Source organism: Klebsiella sp. Sb-30 (assembly GCF_057652795.1).
On the sequence record NZ_CM172749.1, the window covers coordinates 816,974 to 838,928 of the forward strand.

Genomic DNA, 21,955 nt, shown 5'->3' on the forward strand with positions numbered 1-21,955 from the left:
GCCCGCAACGTAGCGAATGCGATTGTCAGATGCAATCAGTCAGATCAGAAAATTTCCAGTTGTAGCCGATATTTACTCTTCAGCGACCAGCAGATCGCCGCAGCGAATGCAGCGGTAGGTGGCTTCTCCCCGAACCACGCGGTTGTGGCGACGGACGGTAAGCTGATGTTGCTGGCACTGGCAGCGGTAGGGGAAGGTGTTCTGGCGAACGGAGTCGAGTTCAAAACGATGGGTGCGGCGGGCGGCGACACCGAGCACGCTTTCCATCATCCATTTCCACTCTTTGCCGTGCGGCGCCACGCGGCCGAAGTGTTTCCAGACCAGCAGATGCGCCAGTTCATGCGGGACGACCTCATCGATAAAGGCCTGCTGGTTTTCCAGCAGCAGTACCGGGTTGAGGCGAATTTCGTTCTTTTCCAGCCAGGCGGTACCGGCAGAGGTGCCGCGCTGCTGATAGACCAGACTTGGTTCCGGGTACTGACGGCCAAGCTTGAGGTTTGCCTGGGCGAGCTTTTCCCGCAGGCTGCGCATAACGGCCTGCTGAATGGCGATGGGAATTCGGGGCGTTTTCATAGCGCCAGAGGATAGTGCGCCGTGAAGGGGAGAGCAAGAGGCAGACGCTTCCTCCCGCCGGGGGAGGAAGCGTTAACGGTCAGTCGCGAGCGCCGATTTCGCGCAGCGGGCGGCCTTTCATCAGGTTACGTTCGATGTGTTCCAGAGAAACGTTTTTGGTTTCCGGGATAAGCCACAGCGTCAGCAGAATGAACAGGACGTTCAGACCGCCGTAGACCCAGAAGGTGTTCGCGCTGCCCAGCGAGTTAAGCATGGTCAGGAAGGTGGCGCCGACGATCATATTGGCAATCCAGTTGGTTGCCGTAGAGCAGGTGATGCCGAAATCGCGGCCTTTGAGCGGCTGAATTTCGGAGCACAGGACCCAGATCAGCGGGCCGGCGCTCATGGCGAAGCCAACGATAAACATCAGCAGCATCAGCACAGCGAAGTACTGGGCGGCGGCTGAGTGAATACCCATGTGCATCATGGCGCCCAGCACGCCCATACCGGCGGCCATGACGATAAAGCCGAGGATTAGCGTCGGTTTACGGCCCCAACGGTCAACCAGGCCGATAGCGATGAAGGTCGCCAGCACGTTGGTCAGACCGACGATGACGGTCCCCCACATCTGTTCGGTGGTGTTGGTATAACCCGCCAGTTCAAAAATCTTCGGCGCGTAATACATGATGACGTTCATCCCGGTGAACTGTTGCATCACCTGCAGCAGGATGCCGAGGAATACGGCACGGCGGAAGTTGCTGTTCTCTTTAAACAGCTCCCAGCCAGACTGCTTGATCTTCAGGCTTTCACGGATTTCATCCAGCTCGCGTTTGGCTTCGGCGCTGGTATCACGCAGGCGCATCAGCACGCGTTCCGCATCAACAAAGCGGCGTTTGGCTGCAAACCAGCGCGGGCTGTCCGGCAGAAAGATAACGCCAATCAGCAGCAGAATCGCCGGGATGATAATCACGCCCAGCATCCAGCGCCATGCGCCGCTGTAGCTGAAGGCGGTGTCCGACAGATAGGCGCCGAGGATCCCGATGGTGATCATCAGCTGGTACATGGAGATCATACTGCCGCGGATTTTTTCTGGCGCAATTTCCGACAGGTACAGCGGGGCAGTATACGAGGCGACGCCAACGGCCAGGCCGAGCAGCACGCGGGAGACGAGCAGCACTTCAACGTTCGGGGCGGCAGCGGAGAACAGTGAACCGGCGACGAACAGGATCGCGCCGATCATCAGGCTCTTTTTCCGCCCGAGACGGAAGGAGAGCCAGCCGCTGCCGACGGCGCCGACCGCAGCGCCGAACATCATGGAGCTTACCACCCACTCCTGAGTGTGAGCGCTAATCTGGAACTCGTTGGCAATAAAGGGTAAGGCACCCGCAATAACACCGATATCAAGGCCGAAAAGCAGGCCTGCCAGCGCGGCGAGGAAACAGACAAAGAACGTCATCGTTTTGTTCGAGCGCCCTTGTTTTTTGTTGTCAGGCATAACGCCCTCCAGTTGAGTTATTGATTCTGTCGATGCTTAGGGTAGGGGAGTCTATCGCAAAAAAACGTGATATCAGTCACGGCTGTGTAATCGGTTACACCAAAGTAAAGAAACGTAATCTATTAAAATTCATTAATTTCAAATAGATAAATGATTATAAATTTACCTGAGGAAAGCGATAATCAGATAAGCCTGAAACATAATGCAACATGGTGAAAAACTGTTTCACTAACGCATCATCATGCATGATTTGTGGCTATGGCTCTAATGTAATCGCTTTCATTAATTGTTGAAAAGGCTCGGCGGCAATGCGGCAGTGCGGGGGCGTCAGGGGAGAAGTGTCGAAGGGGGGAAAACAAAAAGGCCAGCGCGAAGCTGGCCTTTGAAACGGTAAAGCGCGCGCTTATTTCAGGCCGGCAGCTTCACGCAGCAGAGCGGCTTTGTCGGTTTTTTCCCACGGGAAATGTTCACGACCAAAGTGACCGTATGCCGCCGTCTCTTTGTAGATCGGGTGCAGCAGATCCAGCATCTGGATCAGGCCGTAAGGACGCAGGTCGAAGAATTCACGCACCAGCAGAGTCAGCTGCTCGGACGGCACTTTTTCGGTACCGAAGGTTTCCACCATAATAGAGGTCGGTTCTGCCACGCCGATAGCGTAGGAGACCTGAATCTCACAACGGTCAGCCAGGCCAGCCGCCACGATGTTTTTCGCGACATAGCGTGCGGCATAGGCCGCAGAACGGTCAACTTTAGACGGATCTTTACCGGAGAACGCGCCGCCGCCGTGGCGAGCCATGCCGCCGTAGGTATCCACGATGATTTTACGGCCGGTCAGACCGCAGTCGCCCATCGGGCCGCCGATAACAAAACGACCGGTCGGGTTGATGAAGAATTTGGTCGCGCTGTTCAGCCATTCAGTCGGCAGAACCGGCTTGATGATCTCTTCCATCACTGCTTCCTGCAGGGATTTCTGATCGATGTCTTCCGCGTGCTGAGTGGACAGAACCACGGCATCGATACCGACGATTTTGCCGTCGTCATACTGGAAGGTCACCTGGCTTTTCGCATCCGGACGCAGCCACGGCAGCGTGCCGTTTTTGCGCACTTCAGCCTGACGCTGCACCAGACGGTGAGCATAGGTGATCGGTGCCGGCATCAGAACGTCGGTTTCGTTGGTAGCATAGCCAAACATCAGGCCCTGGTCGCCCGCCCCTTGTTCCAGCGGATCGGCGCGGTCAACGCCCTGATTGATATCCGGGGACTGTTTGCCGATGGCGCTCAGTACGGCACAGGAGTTGGCATCAAAGCCCATATCGGAATGCACGTAGCCAATTTCACGAACCGTGTTACGGGTAATCTCTTCGATATCAACCCATGCGCTGGTGGTGATTTCACCGCCGACCAGCACCATGCCAGTTTTGACATAAGTTTCACACGCGACACGCGCTTTCGGATCCTGTTCAAGGATCGCATCCAGCACGGCGTCGGAGATTTGGTCAGCAATTTTGTCTGGATGCCCTTCTGATACGGACTCGGACGTAAAGAGGTGTTTTGCCATGTTTTATTTTACCTGTGGAGTATTCGTGTAGCTCATACTGTTGTGTGGATTAGCTGTGGTAGATGATTCTACCAAAACTTGCAGGTAGTGACACGAGCAGTCTGAGTGTTAATCAGTATAGACGGATTAACTTCTGGATGGCTATTTTAGGTCAAATCTTAATCCCATTTCCAGCCTTTTTTGATGCAGGTCGCATTGATGAAAAAAAGAGGGTGGCAATTTTTCCTGCCATTCGCGGCAACTCGCCCATTTTTATTTTGCATTTTAGCCGGCTTATCGGTATAAAACGCCGCGCGCGGCTCATTAAAAAAGCGCACGAAGCACATCTCGTGACGCCACTTCCAGCCGGGTTAAGCAGTCTGTTTTTACAGAAATCCGCCGCGGTGTTTTGGCACCTGCTGTGGTATGTCTAGCTTTGGCTTATCGCTGGCCCGTATCGGGGCAGTGTGGAGGTGATATCAGATAATGAACCCACGTTTTTCATCCGACTCGTCGCGTCGTTCCGTCGCGCGTCGCTATCCCGCAATCTGCATCTCTTTCATGCAAATCAGCCGATGTTCTACCCGTCTCGGCGCTTCTCAGGATTCCAGGGCCGGCAGGCTATCTGAAAACTGAACAAGGGCGCTCTTGCTGTCGCAAGGGTTTTCTCGTGGTTTCTCCGGACTGTCATACTACGTTCGGGTATGTGTTTTACTATGATATGAATAAGAAACCGGTCGCGCAGTCGCAAAGCCAGCACTATCTGCTGGGGTTTAGGACTGTTCATGGGTTGTTATCGCGTCTTCGGACTGCGATAGTAGTCAATATTACAATTTGAGGTTCGCTATGTCTGACGACATTTCTTCAGTTTCGCCTTCGTCAGCAGGCGAACACGGCGTACTACGTTCCATGCAGGAGGTTGCGATGAGCTCCCAGGAAGCCAGCAAAATGCTACGTACTTACAATATTGCCTGGTGGGGTAATAACTACTACGACGTTAACGAACTGGGCCATATCAGCGTTTGCCCGGATCCTGACGTCCCGGAAGCGCGCGTTGACCTTGCAGAATTAGTGAAAGCACGCGAAGCGCAGGGGCAGCGCCTGCCGGCACTGTTCTGCTTCCCGCAGATCCTGCAACACCGACTGCGTTCGATTAACGCCGCGTTTAAACGCGCGCGTGAGTCCTACGGCTATAACGGCGACTACTTCCTGGTTTACCCGATCAAGGTTAACCAGCATCGCCGCGTGATTGAGTCGTTGATCCATTCCGGTGAACCGCTGGGTCTGGAAGCTGGCTCCAAGGCGGAGCTGATGGCGGTACTGGCGCACGCCGGTATGACCCGCAGCGTGATCGTCTGTAACGGCTACAAAGACCGCGAGTATATCCGTCTGGCGCTGGTCGGCGAAAAGATGGGCCACAAGGTCTATCTGGTCATCGAAAAGATGTCGGAAATCGCCATCGTGCTGGAAGAGGCCGAGCGCCTGAATGTCGTTCCGCGCCTTGGCGTGCGTGCGCGTCTGGCCTCGCAGGGCTCCGGTAAATGGCAGTCCTCCGGCGGTGAAAAATCGAAGTTCGGCCTGGCGGCAACACAGGTTCTGCAGTTGGTTGAGATTCTGCGCGCGGCAGGGCATCTGGAAAGCCTGCAGCTGCTGCACTTCCACCTCGGCTCGCAGATGGCCAACATTCGCGATATCGCCACCGGCGTGCGTGAATCGTCACGCTTCTATGTTGAGCTGCATAAGCTCGGCGTTAATATTCAGTGCTTCGATGTTGGCGGCGGTCTGGGCGTGGACTATGAAGGTACCCGTTCACAGTCCGACTGTTCGGTGAACTACGGCCTGAATGAGTACGCCAACAACATTATCTGGGCGATTGGCGATGCCTGTGAAGAGAACGGCCTGCCGCACCCGACGGTGATTACCGAATCCGGGCGCGCGGTTACCGCACACCACACCGTGCTGGTCTCCAACATCATCGGCGTTGAGCGCAACGAATACACCGAAGCGACCCCGCCTGCGCAAGACGCAGCGCGTCCGCTGCAGAGCATGTGGGAAACCTGGCAGGAGATGCACGAGACCGGCAATCGCCGCTCGCTGCGCGAATGGCTGCACGACAGCCAGATGGATCTCCACGATATTCATATCGGCTACTCGTCCGGTACCTTCAATCTCCAGGAGCGCGCCTGGGCAGAACAGCTGTATCTGAACATGTGCCATGAAGTCCAGAAACAGCTCGACCCGAGCAACCGCGCGCATCGTCCGATTATCGACGAACTGCAGGAGCGGATGGCGGATAAGATTTACGTCAACTTCTCGCTGTTCCAGTCGATGCCGGACGCGTGGGGTATCGATCAGCTGTTCCCGGTGATGCCGCTGGAAGGGCTGAACATGGTACCTGAACGCCGCGCGGTGCTGCTGGATATTACCTGCGACTCCGATGGCGCGATTGACCACTACGTGGATGGCGACGGGATTGCCACCACCATGCCGATGCCGGAATACGATCCTGAAAACCCGCCGATGCTGGGCTTCTTTATGGTTGGCGCCTATCAGGAGATCCTCGGGAACATGCACAACCTGTTCGGCGATACTGAAGCGGTGGACGTCTTCGTCTTCCCTGACGGCAGCGTTGAGGTTGAGCTCTCCGACGAAGGGGATACCGTGGCGGATATGCTGCAATATGTGCAGCTCGATCCGAACACGCTGCTGACCCAGTTCCGCGATCAGGTGAAAAACTCCGGCCTCGACGAAGCGCTGCAGCAGCAGTTCCTCGAAGAGTTCGAAGCGGGGCTGTACGGATACACTTATCTGGAAGACGAGTAACCGTTGTTGCCCGGTGGCGCTGTGCTTACCGGGCCTACGGACGCTGGGCGGATAAGACCAGGCCGGCAGCAACAAGCTACGGGGCGGTATTTGCTATACTCTCTTGAACCCGTACGTATTAACGGCGATAATTCGCCCAACAAGCAGTCACCCTATTCAAACCCTTCCTCGTCGGGCCTAACGACGCGGAGGGGTTTTTTTATGTGCATTTTTAACTATATCGCCTGTAAAAAGAGGTCACACCCATGAGCACTTTAGGTCATCAATACGATAATTCCCTGGTCTCTAACGCGTTTGGTTTTTTGCGTCTGCCGCTGAACTTCCAGCCGTATGACAGCGACGCCGACTGGGTGATCACCGGCGTTCCTTTTGATGCGGCAACCTCCGGTCGCGCGGGCGGGCGCCACGGCCCGGCGGCGATTCGTCAGGTTTCCACCAACCTGGCCTGGGAAGGCAACCGCTTCCCGTGGAACTTCGATATGCGCGAGCGGCTGAACGTTGTCGACTGCGGCGACCTGGTTTACGCCTTTGGCGACGCGCGCGAAATGAGCGAAAAACTGCAGGCGCATGCGGAAAGACTGCTGGCGGCCGGGAAGCGTATGCTCTCCTTCGGCGGCGACCACTTCGTCACTCTGCCGCTGTTGCGCGCTCATGCGAAGCACTTTGGCAAAATGGCGCTGGTGCACTTTGATGCCCATACCGATACCTACGCCAACGGCTGCGAATTTGACCACGGCACCATGTTCTTCACTGCGCCGAAAGAAGGTCTGATCGATCCGAATCACTCTGTGCAGATCGGTATTCGTACGGAGTTCGACAAAGACAACGGGTTTACCGTACTGGATGCCTGCCAGGTGAACGATCGTTCCGTGGATGACATCATCGCTCAGGTGAAACAGATCGTCGGCGATATGCCGGTGTATCTGACCTTCGATATCGATGCGCTGGATCCGGCGTTTGCACCGGGAACCGGTACGCCGGTGATCGGCGGACTGACCTCCGATCGCGCGATCAAGCTGGTGCGCGGCCTGAAGGATCTGAACATCGTCGGCATGGACGTGGTGGAAGTGGCGCCGGCCTACGATCAGTCCGAGATCACCGCCCTGGCGGCGGCGACCCTGGCACTGGAAATGCTCTACATCCAGGCGGCGAAAAAAGGCGAATAAACCTTACGCGCTCACTGCTGCTGCGCGACGCATGCGCAGCAGCAGCATTCCTCCGGCCAGCAGCGTGATCGCCTGCGAGGCCACCAGTACTGAAAATCCTGAACTCACCGATCCCGCCGACCTCATCACCATTCCCATCAGCAGCGGAATAAATGCCGCACAGATGTTACCCACGCCGTTAATAATACCGTAGGCGCTGCCCACCGCCTGGCGCGGCGCATGATGCTGCACCACCGCCGGTATCGCCGCGCCCTGCAGTCCCCAGAAGATATTGGCTGACAGCATAAACAGCGCCAGCAGGGCCGGCTGCTGGCTAAGCATCAGCGCTATAACCGAACAGGCGGTCAGCAATCCGCCGACGATAAACAGCAGCGGCGCCTGCTCCGGGCGCAGCTTATCGAGCAGCACGCCGCCGAGAAATTTCGAACCGAGGCTGAGCAGGAAAGGGATCGCAGCCAGCAAACCGGTGGCCTGCAGCGAAAAGTGGTGCTCATCACGTAGCCAGGCCGGCAGCCAGGCGCTGCTGCCCCACAGATAGCTGAGAGTGGCAATCTCAACCAGCAGGATCCAGCCGAGAAGCGGCGTATGCCAGGCCAGCAGAAAGGTCTGGCGGAAGCCGGGACGGGCGCTGTTCATCGGGGCTGCCGGCGCCGGTAAGAAGCGCCAGATCGCTCCGCCGCCGAGGACCAGGTTGAGCCCCGCCAGGCTGTAAAACGATCCCATCCACCCCTGGTGCTCGACTAAAAAAGTGACCAGCGGAAAGCCCACCGCCAGCCCCAAAGAGACCCCCAGGGCGGTGACGGCATTGGGCTTGCCGATCTCTTCGGCAGAGAAGTTATCGCTAATAAAGCGCGTTTTAAGGGAAAACAGCGGACCTTCCGCGATCCCGAGGATAATCCGCGCCAGCAGCATCCCCATCAGCGAGCCCAGCAGCGGCGAGATGGCGCAGATCAGCGCCCATATCACCACGCTGCTTAACAATCCCTGTCGATAATGCAGCTTACTTTCTATAACTGGTGTTAATAATAATGCCGAGAATCCATAACCCAGAAGAAAACAGGTCATCAGCATTCCCTGTAACATTCTGTTTTCATTTAAATGAAAGTGGCTGGCAAAATCGGGGTTAAGAATCATCACCGAAATATTCACCCGGTCAATGTAAGAAATAATTATAAGTAGCAATAATGCGATTGTTCCCTGCCATTTTGCGGTCATCGTTATTCTTCTTCCTCACTCATTGATGGATCGTTATTATTATTTTTAAATAGCAGTGATAATCACGCATGTAAAATGGTTCATCAGTGAAACTCATTGTTTTAAATGATTAATTTAAACTTGTGTTTCATGGGTGAAACTTGATTACGCACTGCTTTTATCATTTTTAATGACTATTTAGAAAGAAAGTCAATAGCTATTCACGAGGTTTTTAGCGAGCGCTTAATTTAATTCCATATCACTCTTTAAATATCACAATTTCATATTGCCACTTTTTTTCGTGATCAATTGCACACTTAGATAATTAAACCGCGCTTGGTTAACAAATTCTTCACATTGCCGCTTGACGAAAGATTGAACGCTTTTATATTGACCGTATTAAATAAGAAACAGAGTTTCATATATGAAACAAAAGCCTGGAGGATCGTGATGAGCTGGATAGGCGTATGTGACGCAGAGCAAGTACAGGAAGATTTCCCTTATAGCGGCAACATCGACGGTAAAGAAATCGGTATTTATCTGATTGATGGCGAGTACTACGCGCTGGAAGACGTGTGTCCACATGCCTATGCGCTGTTAAGCCAGGGATTTGTCGAAGACGGCAAAGTGGAATGTCCGCTGCACGAAGCGGTATTCGACGTTAAAACCGGCCAGTGTCTGCATGGCCCCGGCGGGCGCAACCTTAATCGTTATCCGGTGCGGGTATACGACAATCAGATCCAGATTACCTTTATCGAGGAGAACGTGGCATGAGTGAATCCCTGGATTTTAACCCGGCGCTGCCGGAAAGCCGCCAGTTTACGCCGCCTGCTGAAGGCGGGAACGGCAACATCCATAAGCCTGGCGATTATCACAACCTTATCTGGCAAACCCGCAGTCGCGTTGCGGAAAGCTGGGAGCTGGAACTTATCGCGACCCTTGAAACGCTTTTCGAACAGGGGGCGGAGAGCCTGACGCAGCTGGTGGACGGGCTGAATGCCCTGAAGATGCACGATCGGCAAGGCGATGCCTGGAGCGAAGAGAGCTTTCGGGTGTTTTTGCAGGTAAACGGATACTGAGGGCACGGCGATGACGACAACGGTACAAAACTATCTCGATAAAGGTTTACGTGGCCTGTGGTATCCGGTTCTGGCGAGCTGGGAAGTGCAGTCCGCTCCGGTGGGTATTACCCGTCTCGGCGAACAAATTGTGGTGTGGCGTAACAAAGACGGAGAGCTGCAGGCGCTGGAAGACCGCTGCCCGCACCGCGGTGCCCGTCTGTCGATGGGCTGGAATCTCGGCGATCGTATCGCCTGCTGGTATCACGGCGTGGAAGTGGCCGGGAATGGCGAAGTTAAAGATGTTCCGGCGGTCGACAAATGTCCGCTGGTGGGCCAGCAGTGCGTGCGCAGCTACCACGTCCAGGAAGCGCATGGCGCGATATTCCTGTGGTTTGCGGCCACCCCCGACCAGCAGCCCGAGCCGCTCACCTTCCCGGAAGAGCTGGCCGATAGCGACAAATACAGCAACTTCCTCTGCACCGCCGCGTGGAAATGCAACTATCAGTACGCGCTGGAAAACGTGATGGACCCGATGCACGGCACCTACCTGCACTCCTCTTCGCACTCAATGGCGGAAGGCGACCGTAAAGCTGACATGGTGCTGCAGCCAACGAAAACCGGCTTTATCTTTGAGAAGAAAGGCCAGAGCGGCGTCAACTTCGACTGGGTCGAACTGGGCAACAGCGGCGCTTACTGGATGCGCTTGTCAATCCCGTACAAAAAGCGTTTTGGGCCGGGCGGCCACTTCTGGATCGTCGGCATGGTGGTGCCGGAAGATAACGACAACTGCCGGGTCTTCTTCTGGCGTATTCGCGGCGTGCAGGGCTGGCAGCGCGATCTGTGGCGCTTTATGTATCGCAACCGTCTGGAAAAACTGCACTGGGAAGTGCTGGAGCAAGATCGCGTGGTGCTCGAAAGCCTGGCGCCGAACGCCCGCGATCACGAATACCTGTATCAGCATGACGTCGGCCTTTCCCGTCTGCGGCGGATGATGCAAAAAGCGGCGAAAGAGCAGCTGGCCGCGCGCGAAGAGCAGCAGGGAGCGGCCTGATGAACGGGCTGTTAACCGGCAAACGTATCGTGATTACCGGCGCGGCGCGCGGTCTGGGCTTTCATTTTGCCAAAGCCTGCGCGGAGCAGGGCGCTGACGTCGTGATGTGCGACATCCTGCAGGGCGAACTGGCGGAGAGCGCTCATCGTCTATGCGAGCAGGGTTATCGCATTGAATCACAGGCGATCGATCTGGCCGATGCTTCATCCATCGAGGGGGCGTTCCTCGCGATCGGCGAACGAGGAAAGATCGACGGCCTGGTCAATAACGCGGCGATGGCCACCGGCGTCGGCGGTAAAGACATGATCGACTACGATCCGGATCTGTGGGATCGGGTGATGTCGGTAAACGTCAAAGGCACCTGGCTGGTGACCCGGGCGGCGGTACCGCTGCTGCGCGAAGGGGCCGGGATCGTCAACGTCGCCTCCGACACCGCGCTATGGGGCGCCCCCCGGCTGATGGCCTACGTTGCCAGCAAAGGGGCGGTGATCGCCATGACGCGCTCGATGGCCCGCGAACTGGGCGAGAAGCGCATACGTATTAACGCCATCGCGCCGGGGCTAACCCGCGTGGAGGCAACGGAATATGTCCCTGCCGAGCGCCATCAGCTGTACGAAAACGGGCGCGCGCTGAGCGGCGCCCAGCAGCCGGAAGATGTGACCGGCAGCGTGGTGTGGCTGTTAAGCGACCTGTCGCGGTTTATCACCGGACAGCTGATCCCGGTCAACGGCGGATTTGTTTTTAACTAAAGAGGCGAGGCGGTATGGCAAACGTTCAGGAAGTGAAATACCTGGTGCCGGGGCTGGAGCGGGGACTGCAGCTGCTGCTGGCATTTGGCGAGCAACATCGCGATCTGACCTTTGCCGAGCTGCATCGGCTGGTGGATATGCCGAAAGCGACCGCCTATCGCGTGGTGCAAACGCTGGAGTATATGGGGTTTCTCGAGCGCAACGCGCGTACTAATACCTTCTCGCTGGGGATGAATGTCCTGCGTCTGGGTTTTGAATATATTGCTTCACTGGATGTGGCGCAGGTCGGCCAGCCGGTGATAGAGCAGCTGCGTGATACCAGTCAGTGCAGCAGTCATCTGGCGATCCGCGACGGTCGGGACATTATTTACATCGCCCGCGTCAGCGCCGCCGGCTCACGGATCAATCAGGTCAGTATCGGTACCCGCCTGCCGGTTCACTGCACCTCGCTGGGCCGCATGCTGCTGACCGATGTCTCGCGCGGCGAGTTTGAGCAGCTGTTTCCCGATGAGCGGCTGCCGGGCAATACGCCGGGGCAACTTCACGATCGCGAAGCGCTATGGCAGATGGTGCAGCAGGATAAAGCGCGTGGCTATGTGATTGGCGAATCTTTCTACCGCCACGGCATCTCCTCTATTGTTTACCCGGTCTACGATCGCAGCGGTCGGGTAGCGGCGGTGGTCAGTATTCTGGTGCCGTCGGATGAGATCCCGCAAAGCGATCGGGAACGGCTGCAAAGCGACGTCAGCCTGGCGGCGGACAAAATTTCTGGCTTTTTAGGCTACCTGTCACAAGCCAGTTAAATCAATAAGTTAACATCAGGCGCTTGAGTGCGTCGGGGATGTTTTACGCCCAAATCAGGGCGACAGAACGGTAAAGAGGCTACGAACGATGAGTGTAACCGGAATTGAAAAGCTGGAATTTGGCGTCGACGACCTGACTCATTGCGCCAGGTTTATGCGTGATTTTGGCCTGGCGGGCGACGCCAGCGGCCAGCGTTTTACTACCTTAAGCGGCGCGCGGGTGGAACTGAACCCGATCCATAGCCCGGATCTGCCGCCGGCCTTTGAAGCGGGTAACACCCTCCGCCGTATGACCTGGGGCGTGGCGGATCGGGCGGCGCTGGATGCTCTGCGGCCCAAACTGTCCCGCCAGCCCGCTTTTCGTGAGATTGACGGTGCCCTGGAGTGCCAGGATCCGAACGGCATGACGCTGCGCGTACAGGTCACGCAGCAAGTCGCGGTGACGCTGAACGTTGAGCCGATTAACCAGTGGGGCGATGTGCGCCGGATTGATACGCCCAGCCCGGTATATGACGGCGCGCAGCCGATCAACGTAGGCCACGTGGTGTTCTTCGTCGAAGAGCTGGCGGCGGTCGAGGCCTTCTATCGTGACGTGCTCGGTTTCCAGGTTTCCGATCGCTATATCAATCGTGCGGTATTCCTGCGCTGCGGCGTACGCGGCGGCCACCACAACCTCTTTTTATTGCAGCTCCCCAACCGCAAGCGCGGCCTGAACCACGTGGCCTTTACCGTCCGCGATATCCATGAAGTGATTGGCGGCGGCATCGCGATGAATAAGAACGCGTGGAGCACCTTTATTGGCCCCGGTCGTCACCCGGTCTCTTCCGCCTATTTCTGGTACGTCAACAGCCCGACCGGCGGCGCTTTTGAGTACTACACCAACGATGATTTCCTGACCGAGAACTGGCGCCCGCGCGAGCTGGAACACTCGCTGGTCTCCTTTACCGAGTGGGCGGTGGAAGGTGGGATCGACCACGATACCCGCCGCCAGCAGAAAAAGCCGGAGGCGGTATGACGGCGCGGATAGTCATTATCGGCGGCGGCCAGGCGGGGGGCTGGGCGGCAAAAACCCTGCGTGACGAAGGCTACGACGGTGAGATTTGCGTGGTGGCGGAAGAAGAGTGGGATTTTTACGAGCGTCCGCCGCTGTCAAAAGCGACGCTGCTGGAAGCCGATGCGCCGCTGCCGCGTCTGTTCAGCGAAGAGGTTCAGCAGGCGTTAAACCTTCGCTGGTTCCGCCCGCTGCGCGCTGAGGCCATCGATCGCCAGAGCAAAAGCGTTCATCTGAGCAACGGCGAACAGCTCGGCTATGACCAGCTGCTGATCGCCACCGGCGGTCGTGCCCGCCTGCCCGGCGAAGCCTGGGCGAAACAGCCTCAGGTTTACACGCTTCGCCACTGGCAGGATGCGCAGCGCCTGAAGCAACGGCTGGCGACCACCGCGCGGCTGGCGATTGTCGGCGGCGGCTGGATTGGTCTTGAGATTGCCGCCTCGGCGCGAAAAAGCGGCGTCGCGGTCACCTTATTTGAACAGCAACCGCTGCTGTGTATGCGTTCGGTAAGCGCGGAAGTGTCGCAGGAACTTGAACGGATCCATCGCGATCGGGGCGTCGATATTCGCTGCGGCTGCGGCGCGCTGGAGCTGGAGGATGATGGCGGTCGGCCGGTAATTCACTGCGATGGTCAGCGGGAAATCTTTGATGCGGTGGTGGTAGGGATCGGCGTCGATCTCAATCTCGAACTGGCGCGGGACGCGGGACTGGCGGTCGAGCGCGGGATCGTTGTCAACGCCCTGGGGCAGACCAGCGATTCGGCGATCTTCGCGGTCGGAGATGTGGCGCAGCATCACCAGTATGGTCTGTGCATCCAGTCCTGGGCCTTTGCCCAGAATCAGGCGGTGGCGACGGCGAAAGCGATGCGGAACCCGCAGGCGGCCGGCTATGCCGACGCGCCGTGGCTGTGGTCGGATCAATATGCCGACAATATTCAGATCCTCGGCATTCCGCAGCCGGGAACCCGGACGGTGGTTCGCCGCGATCCCAAAGGGCCGCTGTTTTTCTCGATCGATGCTGACGGTCGCCTGACTCAGCTGGTGGCGTTTAACGACGCCCGCACCGTCAAGCTGGCGAAACGCTGGATGGCTACGGGGAGAGATCTTTCCGCCGTACCGCTCGATGACCTGGCCTTTTCGCTGATGTCATTGCGATAAGACCCGCGCACCCTTAAGGGGGAGAGATGACCACATTAGAGACAAACACCGCGCCGCTTGAGGCAGGCGGTGAGGGCGTCCACACGCCTGAAAAAGCGGTCCGCTGGGCGATTCCACTGTCGCTGCTGGCCTGCGTACTGCTGGCGTTCTTCGACAAAATCAGTATTGCCGCGCTGTTTTCCGATAGCCATTTCCAGCAGGCGATGGGGATGGATTTTGACACCACGCGGCTGGGGATTCTGATGAGCGCCTTCCTGCTGAGCTACGGGTTTTCCTCGGTGCTGCTCAGCGGGCTGGGCGACCGTATCGCGCCGCTGCGCCTGCTCACCGGGATGATGGTGGTGTGGTGCATTTTAATGGTGATGATGGGCTTCACCCATAACTACACCGTGATGGTCACCCTGCGCATTCTGCTCGGCATTGCCGAAGGACCGCTGTTTCCGCTGGCGTTCGCCATCGTCCGCCACACCTTTCCGCAGCGGCTTCAGGCGCGGGCCACCATGCTGTGGCTGCTCGGGACACCGGTCGGCGCAGCGATTGGTTTTCCGCTGTCGATTTGGTTGCTCAATACCTTTGGCTGGCAGAGCACCTTCTTTGTGATGGCGATGCTGACGGTGCCGGTGCTAATTTTCGTGCGCATCGGCCTGAGCGGGGTGCTGCTGGAGAGCAAAGCGTCCGGCGAAAAGGTCTCCCAGGAGGCGCGCCGCGCGGCGCGACGGGAGCTGTTCGTCAGCCCGCATTTCTGGATGATTTGCGTGTTTAACATCGCCTTTCTGGCCTATCTGTGGGGCATCAACGGCTGGCTGCCGGGCTATCTGATTAAAGGCAAAGGTATCCATCTGGAGCATGCCGGTTGGCTGTCGTCAATGCCGTTTATCGCCATGCTGCTGGGAGAAGTGATCGGCGCCTGGCTCTCCGATCGTCTTGATAAACGCGCGGCTGCCTGCTTTATCTCGCTGGCCGGGGCGGCGGTTGGCCTGGCGGCGGTGATGCACTTCGCCACCCCGCTGACGGTCATTGCGGCGATGAGTTTTAGCACCTTTATGTGGGGCACCGGCGCACCCAATATTTTCGCTCTGCTGGCCAAGGCGACCCATCCCCGGGTCAGCGCCACGGCGGGGGGCATTTTCAACGGGCTAGGGAACTTTGCGGGCGCCCTGTCGCCGGCGGTGATGGGGGCGCTGATCGCCTTCACCCACAGCATGGATTCCGGGCTGATTTTTCTGGCGGTGATGGCGGCGGTGGGCTGCGTCCTGTTACTGCCGCTGCTGAGACGTTACTGAGGATAAAACGATGACTGATTCAACCGTAACTGCAAAACAGGGTATCAAACCGGAACATCTGACGATGGAAGAGTGGGTAGAGTCGCGTATCGCGCGCTTTGAGGGACGGAAATATGACTGGAACGCGCTGAAATTCCAGGCCGATTTCGACCCGAAATATCGTCGCGCCCAGATGCGCTATATCGGCACCGGCGCCACCGGCGTGGCGAGCGATACCAATACCGTCGCGGCGGAAAACTTCACCTTCTCCACCATGGTGCTGCCGGCGAAATGTGAAGGGCCGCTGCACCTGCATGATGATGTGGAGGAGGTGTTCTTCATGCTCAAAGGGCAGATAACGCTGATGATTCAGGATGGCGACAGCTATACCGAAACCGTGCTGCGCGAGCGCGATCTGATCTCCGTCCCGGCGGGTATCTACCGCGGGCTGTTTAACCACGGTGAGGAAGAGGCGCTGATGTGCGTGATGCTGGGCACCCGCAAGCCGAATATCCCGACCTATCCGGAAGATCACCCCCTGTCGAAAGTAAAACGGAATTAAGGAGGCGGTATGACGGGTTTTCGTGAACAAGGGCACGGCACGCCGCTGGTGCTGTTACACGGCATCAGCTCCGGCGCGGCTTCCTGGCATAAACAGATGGCGCTGTCCGGCTATCGCGTGCTGGCCTGGGATATGCCCGGTTATGGCGAAAGCCCGATGCTGCCGGTTGAGCAGGCGAATGCGGGCGATTATGCCGATGCGCTGGCGCGCCTGCTGGACCACGCCGGCGTTGAGCGGGCGGTAGTGGTGGGGCATTCGCTCGGTGCGCTGGTGGCCAGCGCCTTTGCGGCGAAGTATCCCCGCCGCGTGCGCTATCTGGTGTTAGCCGATGTCGCACAGGGGTACGGCCAGGCGGAGCCGGAACAGCGGGAAAAAGTCTGGCAGAGTCGCCAGCAGCTGATTGCGTCAGGCGCAGAACGGCTGGCGCAAAACCGGGCGGCGAAGCTGTTGCATCCCTGTGCGGCGGAGGCCGATGTCGCCACCGTTGCCGCCGGAATGCGCAAGCTGCGTCGTGAGGGCTATCTGGCCGCGGCGTGGATGCTGGCGCACGACGATATTCACCGCTGGCTTGGCGATTATCACGGCCGGTTTGAGGTGTGGTGCGGTGAGCAGGACGCTATCACGCAGCCGGAGCTGGTGCGTGGTCTGGCGCTACGCTACGGCATGGGTTACACGGCGATTCCGCACGCGGGGCACGCCAGCTATCTCGATAATGAAACCTTTTTTAATCAACAGCTTTTACGGGTAGGGGAAGAGGTGCGCGATGAATGCACAAATTGAAGGCCGTGTAGCGGTAGTCACCGGAGGATCGTCAGGGATCGGCTTTGAAACGCTGCGTCTGCTGCTGGGCGAAGGGGCGAAAGTCGCCTTTTGCGGCCGCAATCCCGACCGGCTCGCCAGCGCGCATGCCGCGTTGCAGAACGAGTATCCCGGAGCGGAGGTTTTCTCTTACCGCTGCGACGTCCTGAAAGAAGACGAGGTGCAGGCCTTTGCCGATGCGGTAGCGGACCGTTTTGGCGGCGCGGACATGTTGATCAACAACGCCGGGCAGGGCTACGTGGCGCATTTTGCCGATACCCCGCGCGAGGCGTGGTTGCATGAGGCGGAGCTGAAGCTGTTCGGGGTGATTAACCCGGTAAAAGCCTTTCAGGCGCAGCTGGAGCGCTCGGATATCGCCTCGATTACCTGCGTGAACTCGCTGCTGGCGCTGCAGCCGGAAGAACACATGATCGCCACCTCCGCCGCCCGCGCGGCGCTGCTTAACATGACGCTGACGCTGTCGAAGGAGCTGATTAGCAAAGGCATTCGCGTGAACTCCATTCTGCTCGGCATGGTGGAGTCCGGGCAGTGGCAGCGACGCTTTGAAAACCGCGCGGACAAGCGCCAGAGCTGGCCCGAGTGGACGGCGGATATCGCCCGTAAACGCGGGATCCCAATGGCGCGGCTCGGTAAGCCGCAGGAGCCTGCGCAGGCGCTGCTGTTTTTGGCCTCGCCGCTGGCATCGTTTACCACCGGCGCCGCGCTGGATGTCTCCGGCGGTTTTTGCCGTCACCTGTAAGGAGCCATCATGAAAAAAATTATGCTTATCGGCTATGGCGCCATGGCGCAAGCGGTGATTGAACGGCTGCCCCCGCAGGTCACGTTAGGCTGGATTGTCGCCCGGGAGGCTCACCATGCGGCGATTCGCGCCCGCTTTGGCGATGCGGTGACGGTACTTGACGATCCGCAATCCTGTACGGAAGCCCCGGATCTGGTACTGGAGTGCGCCAGCCAACAGGCGGTCGCGCAATATGGCGAAGCGATTCTCGCGCGCGGCTGGCATCTGGCGGTGATCTCCACCGGCGCGCTGGCCGATAGCGCGCTCGAACAGCGTTTATATCAGGCGGGCGGCAGGCTGACGCTGCTCGCTGGCGCGGTGGCCGGCATTGACGGACTGGCGGCGGCAAAAGAGGGCGGTCTTGAGCGCGTGACCTATCAGTCGCGCAAAAGCCCGGCCAGCTGGCGCGGAAGCTACGCGGAAATGCTCATCGACCTCAATGCGGTCAGCGAAGCGAAAATCTTTTTTGAGGGCAGCGCCCGCGAAGCGGCACGCCTGTTTCCGGCGAATGCCAACGTGGCGGCAACCGTGGCGCTGGGCGGTATCGGCATGGACGACACGCGGGTGCAGCTGATGGTCGATCCGGCCACGCGGCGTAACACCCACACGTTACATGTTGAAGGCGCGTTCGGGGAGTTTCGCCTCGAGCTGAGCGGTCTGCCGCTGGCCGACAATCCTAAAACATCGACCCTGGCGGCACTGAGCGCGGTACGCGCCTGCCGTGAACTGGCGCAACGCTAAGAGGCGGCAATGGACGAATTAACGATTTTTATCGGCGGTCGCTGGCGCCACGGCGGCGGCAATCTGATGCACAGTTACTTTCCGGCGGACGGTTCGGTGAACGCGACGCTGCGGGCGGCCAGTCTCGACGATCTGCAGGACGCGATGACCTGCGCCGAGCGTGCCTGGCGGGAACCAACGTGGCGCAACATGCTGCCCCATCTGCGGGCAAAGATCCTGCATAAAGTGGCGGATATTATCGAATCCCGTCTTGATGAGTTGGCGCGGATGCAAAGCCGCGACAACGGCAAGCCGCTGGCGGAAGCGCGAGGCCTGGTGATGAGCGCGGCGGGCAGCGCCCGCTACTTCGCCGCCGCCTGCGAGCTGCTGGAAGGAGAGCTGCCGACGCCGCGTCAGGCAGACCTGCTGACCCTGAGCCGCTACGAGCCGCTGGGCGTGGTGGCGGCGATCACCCCGTGGAACTCGCCGATCGCCAGCGAAATGCAAAAAGTGGCGCCGGCGATCGCCGCCGGCAATGCGGTGATCCTCAAACCCGCGGAAGCGACGCCGCTGATGGCGCTGGAGCTGGCGCGGATCTTCGAGCAAGCCGGTTTGCCTGCGGGGCTGCTGAGCGTGCTGCCGGGGAAAGGATCGGTGATTGGCGATGCGCTGGCGCGTCATCCGCTGGTGCGCAAAATTTCGTTTACCGGCGGCACCAGCACCGGACGTCATCTGGCGCACGTCGCGGCGGAAAAGCTGATCCCGGCGTCGCTGGAGCTCGGCGGAAAATCGCCGACCATCGTGCTGGAAGATGCCGATATCGAACAGGCGGCGCGGGGGATCTGCTACGGCATTTTCAGCTCAGGCGGCCAGGCGTGCATCGCCGGTTCGCGGCTGTTTGTGCATGAAAAAGTTTACCCGCAGCTGATGGCGCGGCTGCTGGAGCTGACGCGCGGACTGCGTATTGGCCATCCGTTCAGCGACGATACCCACATCGGGCCGCTGATTAATGAACAGCACCGTGACGGCGTGCTCGCCTACGTCGAACTGGCGAAACGCGAAGGCGGGCGGGTGCTGTGCGGAGGGGAGATTCCGGCCGATCCGGCGCTGGCGGCGGGCAGCTACTTCCAGCCGACGATCGTCGAAGGGCTGACGAATCAGGCGCGGGTCTGTCAGGAAGAGATCTTCGGCCCGGTGCTGGTGGCGATACCCTTCAGCGATGAGGAGACGCTGATCCGCGAAGCCAATGACTCGGTCTATGGTCTGGCGGCGGGGATCTGGACGCGGGATAGCGGGCGCGCCCTGCGCTTAAGCGAACGTCTGGAAGCCGGGACGGTGTGGATCAACACCTATAAGGTTTTCTCTATTTCGACCCCGTTCGGGGGCTTTAAAGAGAGCGGTCTGGGCCGCGAAAAAGGGATTCAGGGGCTGAAAGCCTGGATGCAACAAAAGAGCATTTATCTGGCGACGGGTAATAGCGTGAATCACTGGTGCGATTGAGAGAAGGGTGAGCAATGAGCGAAATGATAACCGTCGGCGAAGCCATCGCCAGAACGCTGGAGCAGTACAACGTTGAGGCTATTTACGGCGTCATCTCTATTCATAACCTGCCGGTTGCCGATGCCATTGGCCAGCGCGGCAATATCCGCTTTGTTCCGGCGCGTGGCGAGGCCGGTTCGGTGACCATGGCCGATGCCCACGGTCGCTTTTCCGGCCTTGGCGTCGCGCTAACCAGCACCGGCGCCGGGGCGGGGAACGCAGTCGGGGCGCTGGTGGAGGCGATGAATGCCGGTACGCCGCTGCTGCATCTGACCGGTCAGGTAGAGAAAACCTGGCTGGATGCGGATACCGGGTTTATTCACGAAACCCGCGATCAGCTGACCTTCCTGAAAGCCAGTTCGAAACGTGCGTATCGCATCAGCAACGCCAACCAGGCGATCGCCATTTTGCACAAGGCGATTCAGGAAGCGCGGACGCCGCCGTGCGGGCCGGTATCGGTGGAGATCCCGATTGATATTCAGGGAGCCAGTATTCCCCTGGCGCTGGTCACCGCCCCGCTGCACATCGCGCCGGCGCCGCCGGTTGCTCAGACAACGGTGGATACCCTGTGGGCGCAGCTCAGGCAGGCGAAACAGCCGCTGCTGTGGCTGGGCGGCGGAGCTATCGGTAGCGAAGCGGCGGTGAAAAAACTGGCGGATGCGGGGATCACCGTGATCTCCAGTACTCACGGGCGCGGCGTGCTGCCGGACAGCCATCGCGCCAGCCTGCGCGCCTTCCATAATTCGCCTTCCGTTGAGGCGCTGATGGCGCAATGTGATTTCACCCTGGTCGCGGGCTCGCGTTTGCGCAGTAACGAAACACGTTCCTGGACGCTGGAACTGCCGTCACCCCGCGTACAGATTGATATCGATCCGGCGGCGGCCAGCCGTAACTATCTGATGGACAATACGCTGATCGCCGATTGTCCGGCTTTACTGGCGGCGCTGGCGGCAAAAGCGCAGGGGCGTGAATGGGGCAATGGTCACTGGGACGCACAGGTAAAAGAGGCGGTGACGCTGGCTGAGCATGGGCTACGTGAACAGTGCGGCGCCTATGCCCGGCTGAATGATGCTATCGAACAGGCGCTGCCTGATGACGGCATTCTGGTCCGCGATATCACCGTCTCCGGCAGCCTGTGGGGCAGTCGCTTGTTCCGTGCAAATGGCCCGCTGATGAACGTGCATTCGCTGGCGGGGGCGATTGGAATGGGGCTGCCGATGGCGATCGGCACGGCGATTGCCAACCCGCAGCGTAAGATAGTCGGCCTGGTCGGCGACGGCGGTCTGAGCCTGAACCTCGGAGAGCTGGCGACGCTGGCGCAGGAAAAAGCTAACGTCACGCTGATTATCATGAACGATGGCGGCTATGGCGTTATGCGCGGTATTCAGGATAAGTATTTCGGCGGTCGCCAGTATTACAACGAACTGCACACGCCGGATTTCACGCTGCTGGCACAGGCTATCGGTCTGCAGGCGTGGAGCGTGGAGCGAGCGGAGGATTTCACCTCGGTGATGACCGAAGCGCTGGCGACGCCGGGGCCGTCGGTGGTAGAGGTCAGGATGGGGCAGATTGGCGCGCTGCGTTTTGCCGGACCGCCGCAGAAGACGCTGTACTAAGCTCTCTTCCCCTCTCTGCG

The 21,955-nt window shown here is 58.8% G+C and carries 23 protein-coding genes; 19 read left to right on the top strand and 4 right to left on the bottom strand.

Going from position 1 to position 21,955, the window contains the following annotated elements:
• Positions 1-72 precede the first annotated feature (72 nt).
• From AC236I_RS03940 to metK, 3 genes are all read right to left on the bottom strand, one after another.
• A complete protein-coding gene (locus tag AC236I_RS03940) occupies positions 73-573 on the bottom strand; it encodes a SprT family zinc-dependent metalloprotease (protein ID WP_015585754.1) in 501 nt (166 codons plus the stop codon).
• Positions 574-652: 79 nt separating this feature from the next.
• Positions 653-2,047, bottom strand: coding sequence for a sugar porter family MFS transporter (locus tag AC236I_RS03945; RefSeq protein ID WP_004867478.1), 1,395 nt, complete (start codon positions 2,045-2,047; stop codon positions 653-655).
• 403 nt (positions 2,048-2,450) lie between these two features.
• Entirely contained in the window at positions 2,451-3,605 is a 1,155-nt protein-coding gene (gene metK, locus AC236I_RS03950) for a methionine adenosyltransferase (RefSeq protein WP_004867476.1), read from the bottom strand.
• Between the two features lie 137 nt (positions 3,606-3,742).
• Here metK and AC236I_RS03955 point away from each other — a divergent pair, with 137 nt between their 5' ends.
• The 5 genes from AC236I_RS03955 to speB all read left to right on the top strand — a co-directional run bounded on the left by AC236I_RS03955 (position 3,743) and on the right by speB (position 7,573).
• Complete coding sequence (locus AC236I_RS03955; RefSeq protein ID WP_015585755.1) at positions 3,743-4,018, top strand: hypothetical protein; 276 nt, start codon at positions 3,743-3,745, stop codon at positions 4,016-4,018.
• A gap of 52 nt (positions 4,019-4,070) precedes the next feature.
• Positions 4,071-4,220: a hypothetical protein gene (locus AC236I_RS03960; protein ID WP_418324751.1), complete on the top strand. Its 150-nt coding sequence runs from the start codon at positions 4,071-4,073 to the stop codon at positions 4,218-4,220.
• Positions 4,221-4,305: 85 nt separating this feature from the next.
• Entirely contained in the window at positions 4,306-4,422 is a 117-nt protein-coding gene (yqgB, locus tag AC236I_RS03965; protein WP_015585756.1) for an acid stress response protein YqgB, read from the top strand.
• An 8-nt stretch (positions 4,423-4,430) separates the two neighbouring features.
• The gene (gene speA, locus AC236I_RS03970) at positions 4,431-6,407 is read left to right on the top strand and encodes a biosynthetic arginine decarboxylase (RefSeq protein ID WP_004867474.1); all 1,977 of its coding nucleotides are present in this window, start codon (positions 4,431-4,433) and stop codon (positions 6,405-6,407) included.
• Between the two features lie 245 nt (positions 6,408-6,652).
• Positions 6,653-7,573 (top strand): agmatinase, encoded by a 921-nt coding sequence (gene speB / locus AC236I_RS03975; protein ID WP_004867471.1) that lies wholly within the window; start codon positions 6,653-6,655, stop codon positions 7,571-7,573.
• A 3-nt stretch (positions 7,574-7,576) separates the two neighbouring features.
• Here the strand turns inward: speB and AC236I_RS03980 are convergent, their stop codons facing one another.
• Positions 7,577-8,788, bottom strand: a complete 1,212-nt coding sequence (locus tag AC236I_RS03980; protein WP_004867469.1) for an MFS transporter — start codon at positions 8,786-8,788, stop codon at positions 7,577-7,579.
• A gap of 429 nt (positions 8,789-9,217) precedes the next feature.
• On the opposite strand from AC236I_RS03980, the gene AC236I_RS03985 reads away from it, so the two are divergent.
• From AC236I_RS03985 to AC236I_RS04050, 14 genes are all read left to right on the top strand, one after another.
• Positions 9,218-9,541: a Rieske (2Fe-2S) protein gene (locus tag AC236I_RS03985; protein ID WP_004151769.1), complete on the top strand. Its 324-nt coding sequence runs from the start codon at positions 9,218-9,220 to the stop codon at positions 9,539-9,541.
• A complete protein-coding gene (locus AC236I_RS03990) occupies positions 9,538-9,846 on the top strand; it encodes a recombinase-like helix-turn-helix domain-containing protein (RefSeq protein WP_004867467.1) in 309 nt (102 codons plus the stop codon). The genes AC236I_RS03985 and AC236I_RS03990 overlap by 4 nt, the downstream gene beginning before the upstream one ends.
• Before the next feature lie 10 nt (positions 9,847-9,856).
• A complete protein-coding gene (locus AC236I_RS03995; protein WP_004867464.1) occupies positions 9,857-10,879 on the top strand; it encodes an aromatic ring-hydroxylating oxygenase subunit alpha in 1,023 nt (340 codons plus the stop codon).
• Positions 10,879-11,628: an SDR family oxidoreductase gene (locus AC236I_RS04000; RefSeq protein ID WP_015585758.1), complete on the top strand. Its 750-nt coding sequence runs from the start codon at positions 10,879-10,881 to the stop codon at positions 11,626-11,628. Before AC236I_RS03995 ends, AC236I_RS04000 begins: the two co-directional genes overlap by 1 nt.
• Before the next feature lie 14 nt (positions 11,629-11,642).
• Positions 11,643-12,431 (top strand): IclR family transcriptional regulator, encoded by a 789-nt coding sequence (locus tag AC236I_RS04005; protein ID WP_004867460.1) that lies wholly within the window; start codon positions 11,643-11,645, stop codon positions 12,429-12,431.
• A gap of 88 nt (positions 12,432-12,519) precedes the next feature.
• Positions 12,520-13,446, top strand: coding sequence for a VOC family protein (locus AC236I_RS04010; protein WP_004867458.1), 927 nt, complete (start codon positions 12,520-12,522; stop codon positions 13,444-13,446).
• Complete coding sequence (locus tag AC236I_RS04015) at positions 13,443-14,639, top strand: NAD(P)/FAD-dependent oxidoreductase (RefSeq protein ID WP_142632027.1); 1,197 nt, start codon at positions 13,443-13,445, stop codon at positions 14,637-14,639. The genes AC236I_RS04010 and AC236I_RS04015 overlap by 4 nt, the downstream gene beginning before the upstream one ends.
• A 26-nt stretch (positions 14,640-14,665) precedes the next feature.
• Positions 14,666-15,922, top strand: a complete 1,257-nt coding sequence (locus tag AC236I_RS04020) for an MFS transporter (protein WP_325958539.1) — start codon at positions 14,666-14,668, stop codon at positions 15,920-15,922.
• A gap of 10 nt (positions 15,923-15,932) precedes the next feature.
• On the top strand, positions 15,933-16,463 hold the full coding sequence (locus AC236I_RS04025; RefSeq protein WP_004867451.1) for a cupin domain-containing protein: 531 nt from the start codon (positions 15,933-15,935) through the stop codon (positions 16,461-16,463).
• Positions 16,464-16,472: 9 nt separating this feature from the next.
• Positions 16,473-17,243 (top strand): alpha/beta fold hydrolase, encoded by a 771-nt coding sequence (locus tag AC236I_RS04030; RefSeq protein WP_048023408.1) that lies wholly within the window; start codon positions 16,473-16,475, stop codon positions 17,241-17,243.
• Complete coding sequence (locus tag AC236I_RS04035) at positions 17,227-18,021, top strand: SDR family oxidoreductase (RefSeq protein WP_015585763.1); 795 nt, start codon at positions 17,227-17,229, stop codon at positions 18,019-18,021. The genes AC236I_RS04030 and AC236I_RS04035 overlap by 17 nt, the downstream gene beginning before the upstream one ends.
• Before the next feature lie 9 nt (positions 18,022-18,030).
• Positions 18,031-18,801, top strand: coding sequence for an aspartate dehydrogenase (locus AC236I_RS04040; RefSeq protein ID WP_004867444.1), 771 nt, complete (start codon positions 18,031-18,033; stop codon positions 18,799-18,801).
• A gap of 9 nt (positions 18,802-18,810) precedes the next feature.
• Positions 18,811-20,280, top strand: coding sequence for an aldehyde dehydrogenase (locus tag AC236I_RS04045; RefSeq protein ID WP_032718234.1), 1,470 nt, complete (start codon positions 18,811-18,813; stop codon positions 20,278-20,280).
• Positions 20,281-20,294: 14 nt separating this feature from the next.
• On the top strand, positions 20,295-21,935 hold the full coding sequence (locus tag AC236I_RS04050; protein WP_032718233.1) for a thiamine pyrophosphate-binding protein: 1,641 nt from the start codon (positions 20,295-20,297) through the stop codon (positions 21,933-21,935).
• Positions 21,936-21,955: the final 20 nt, after the last annotated feature.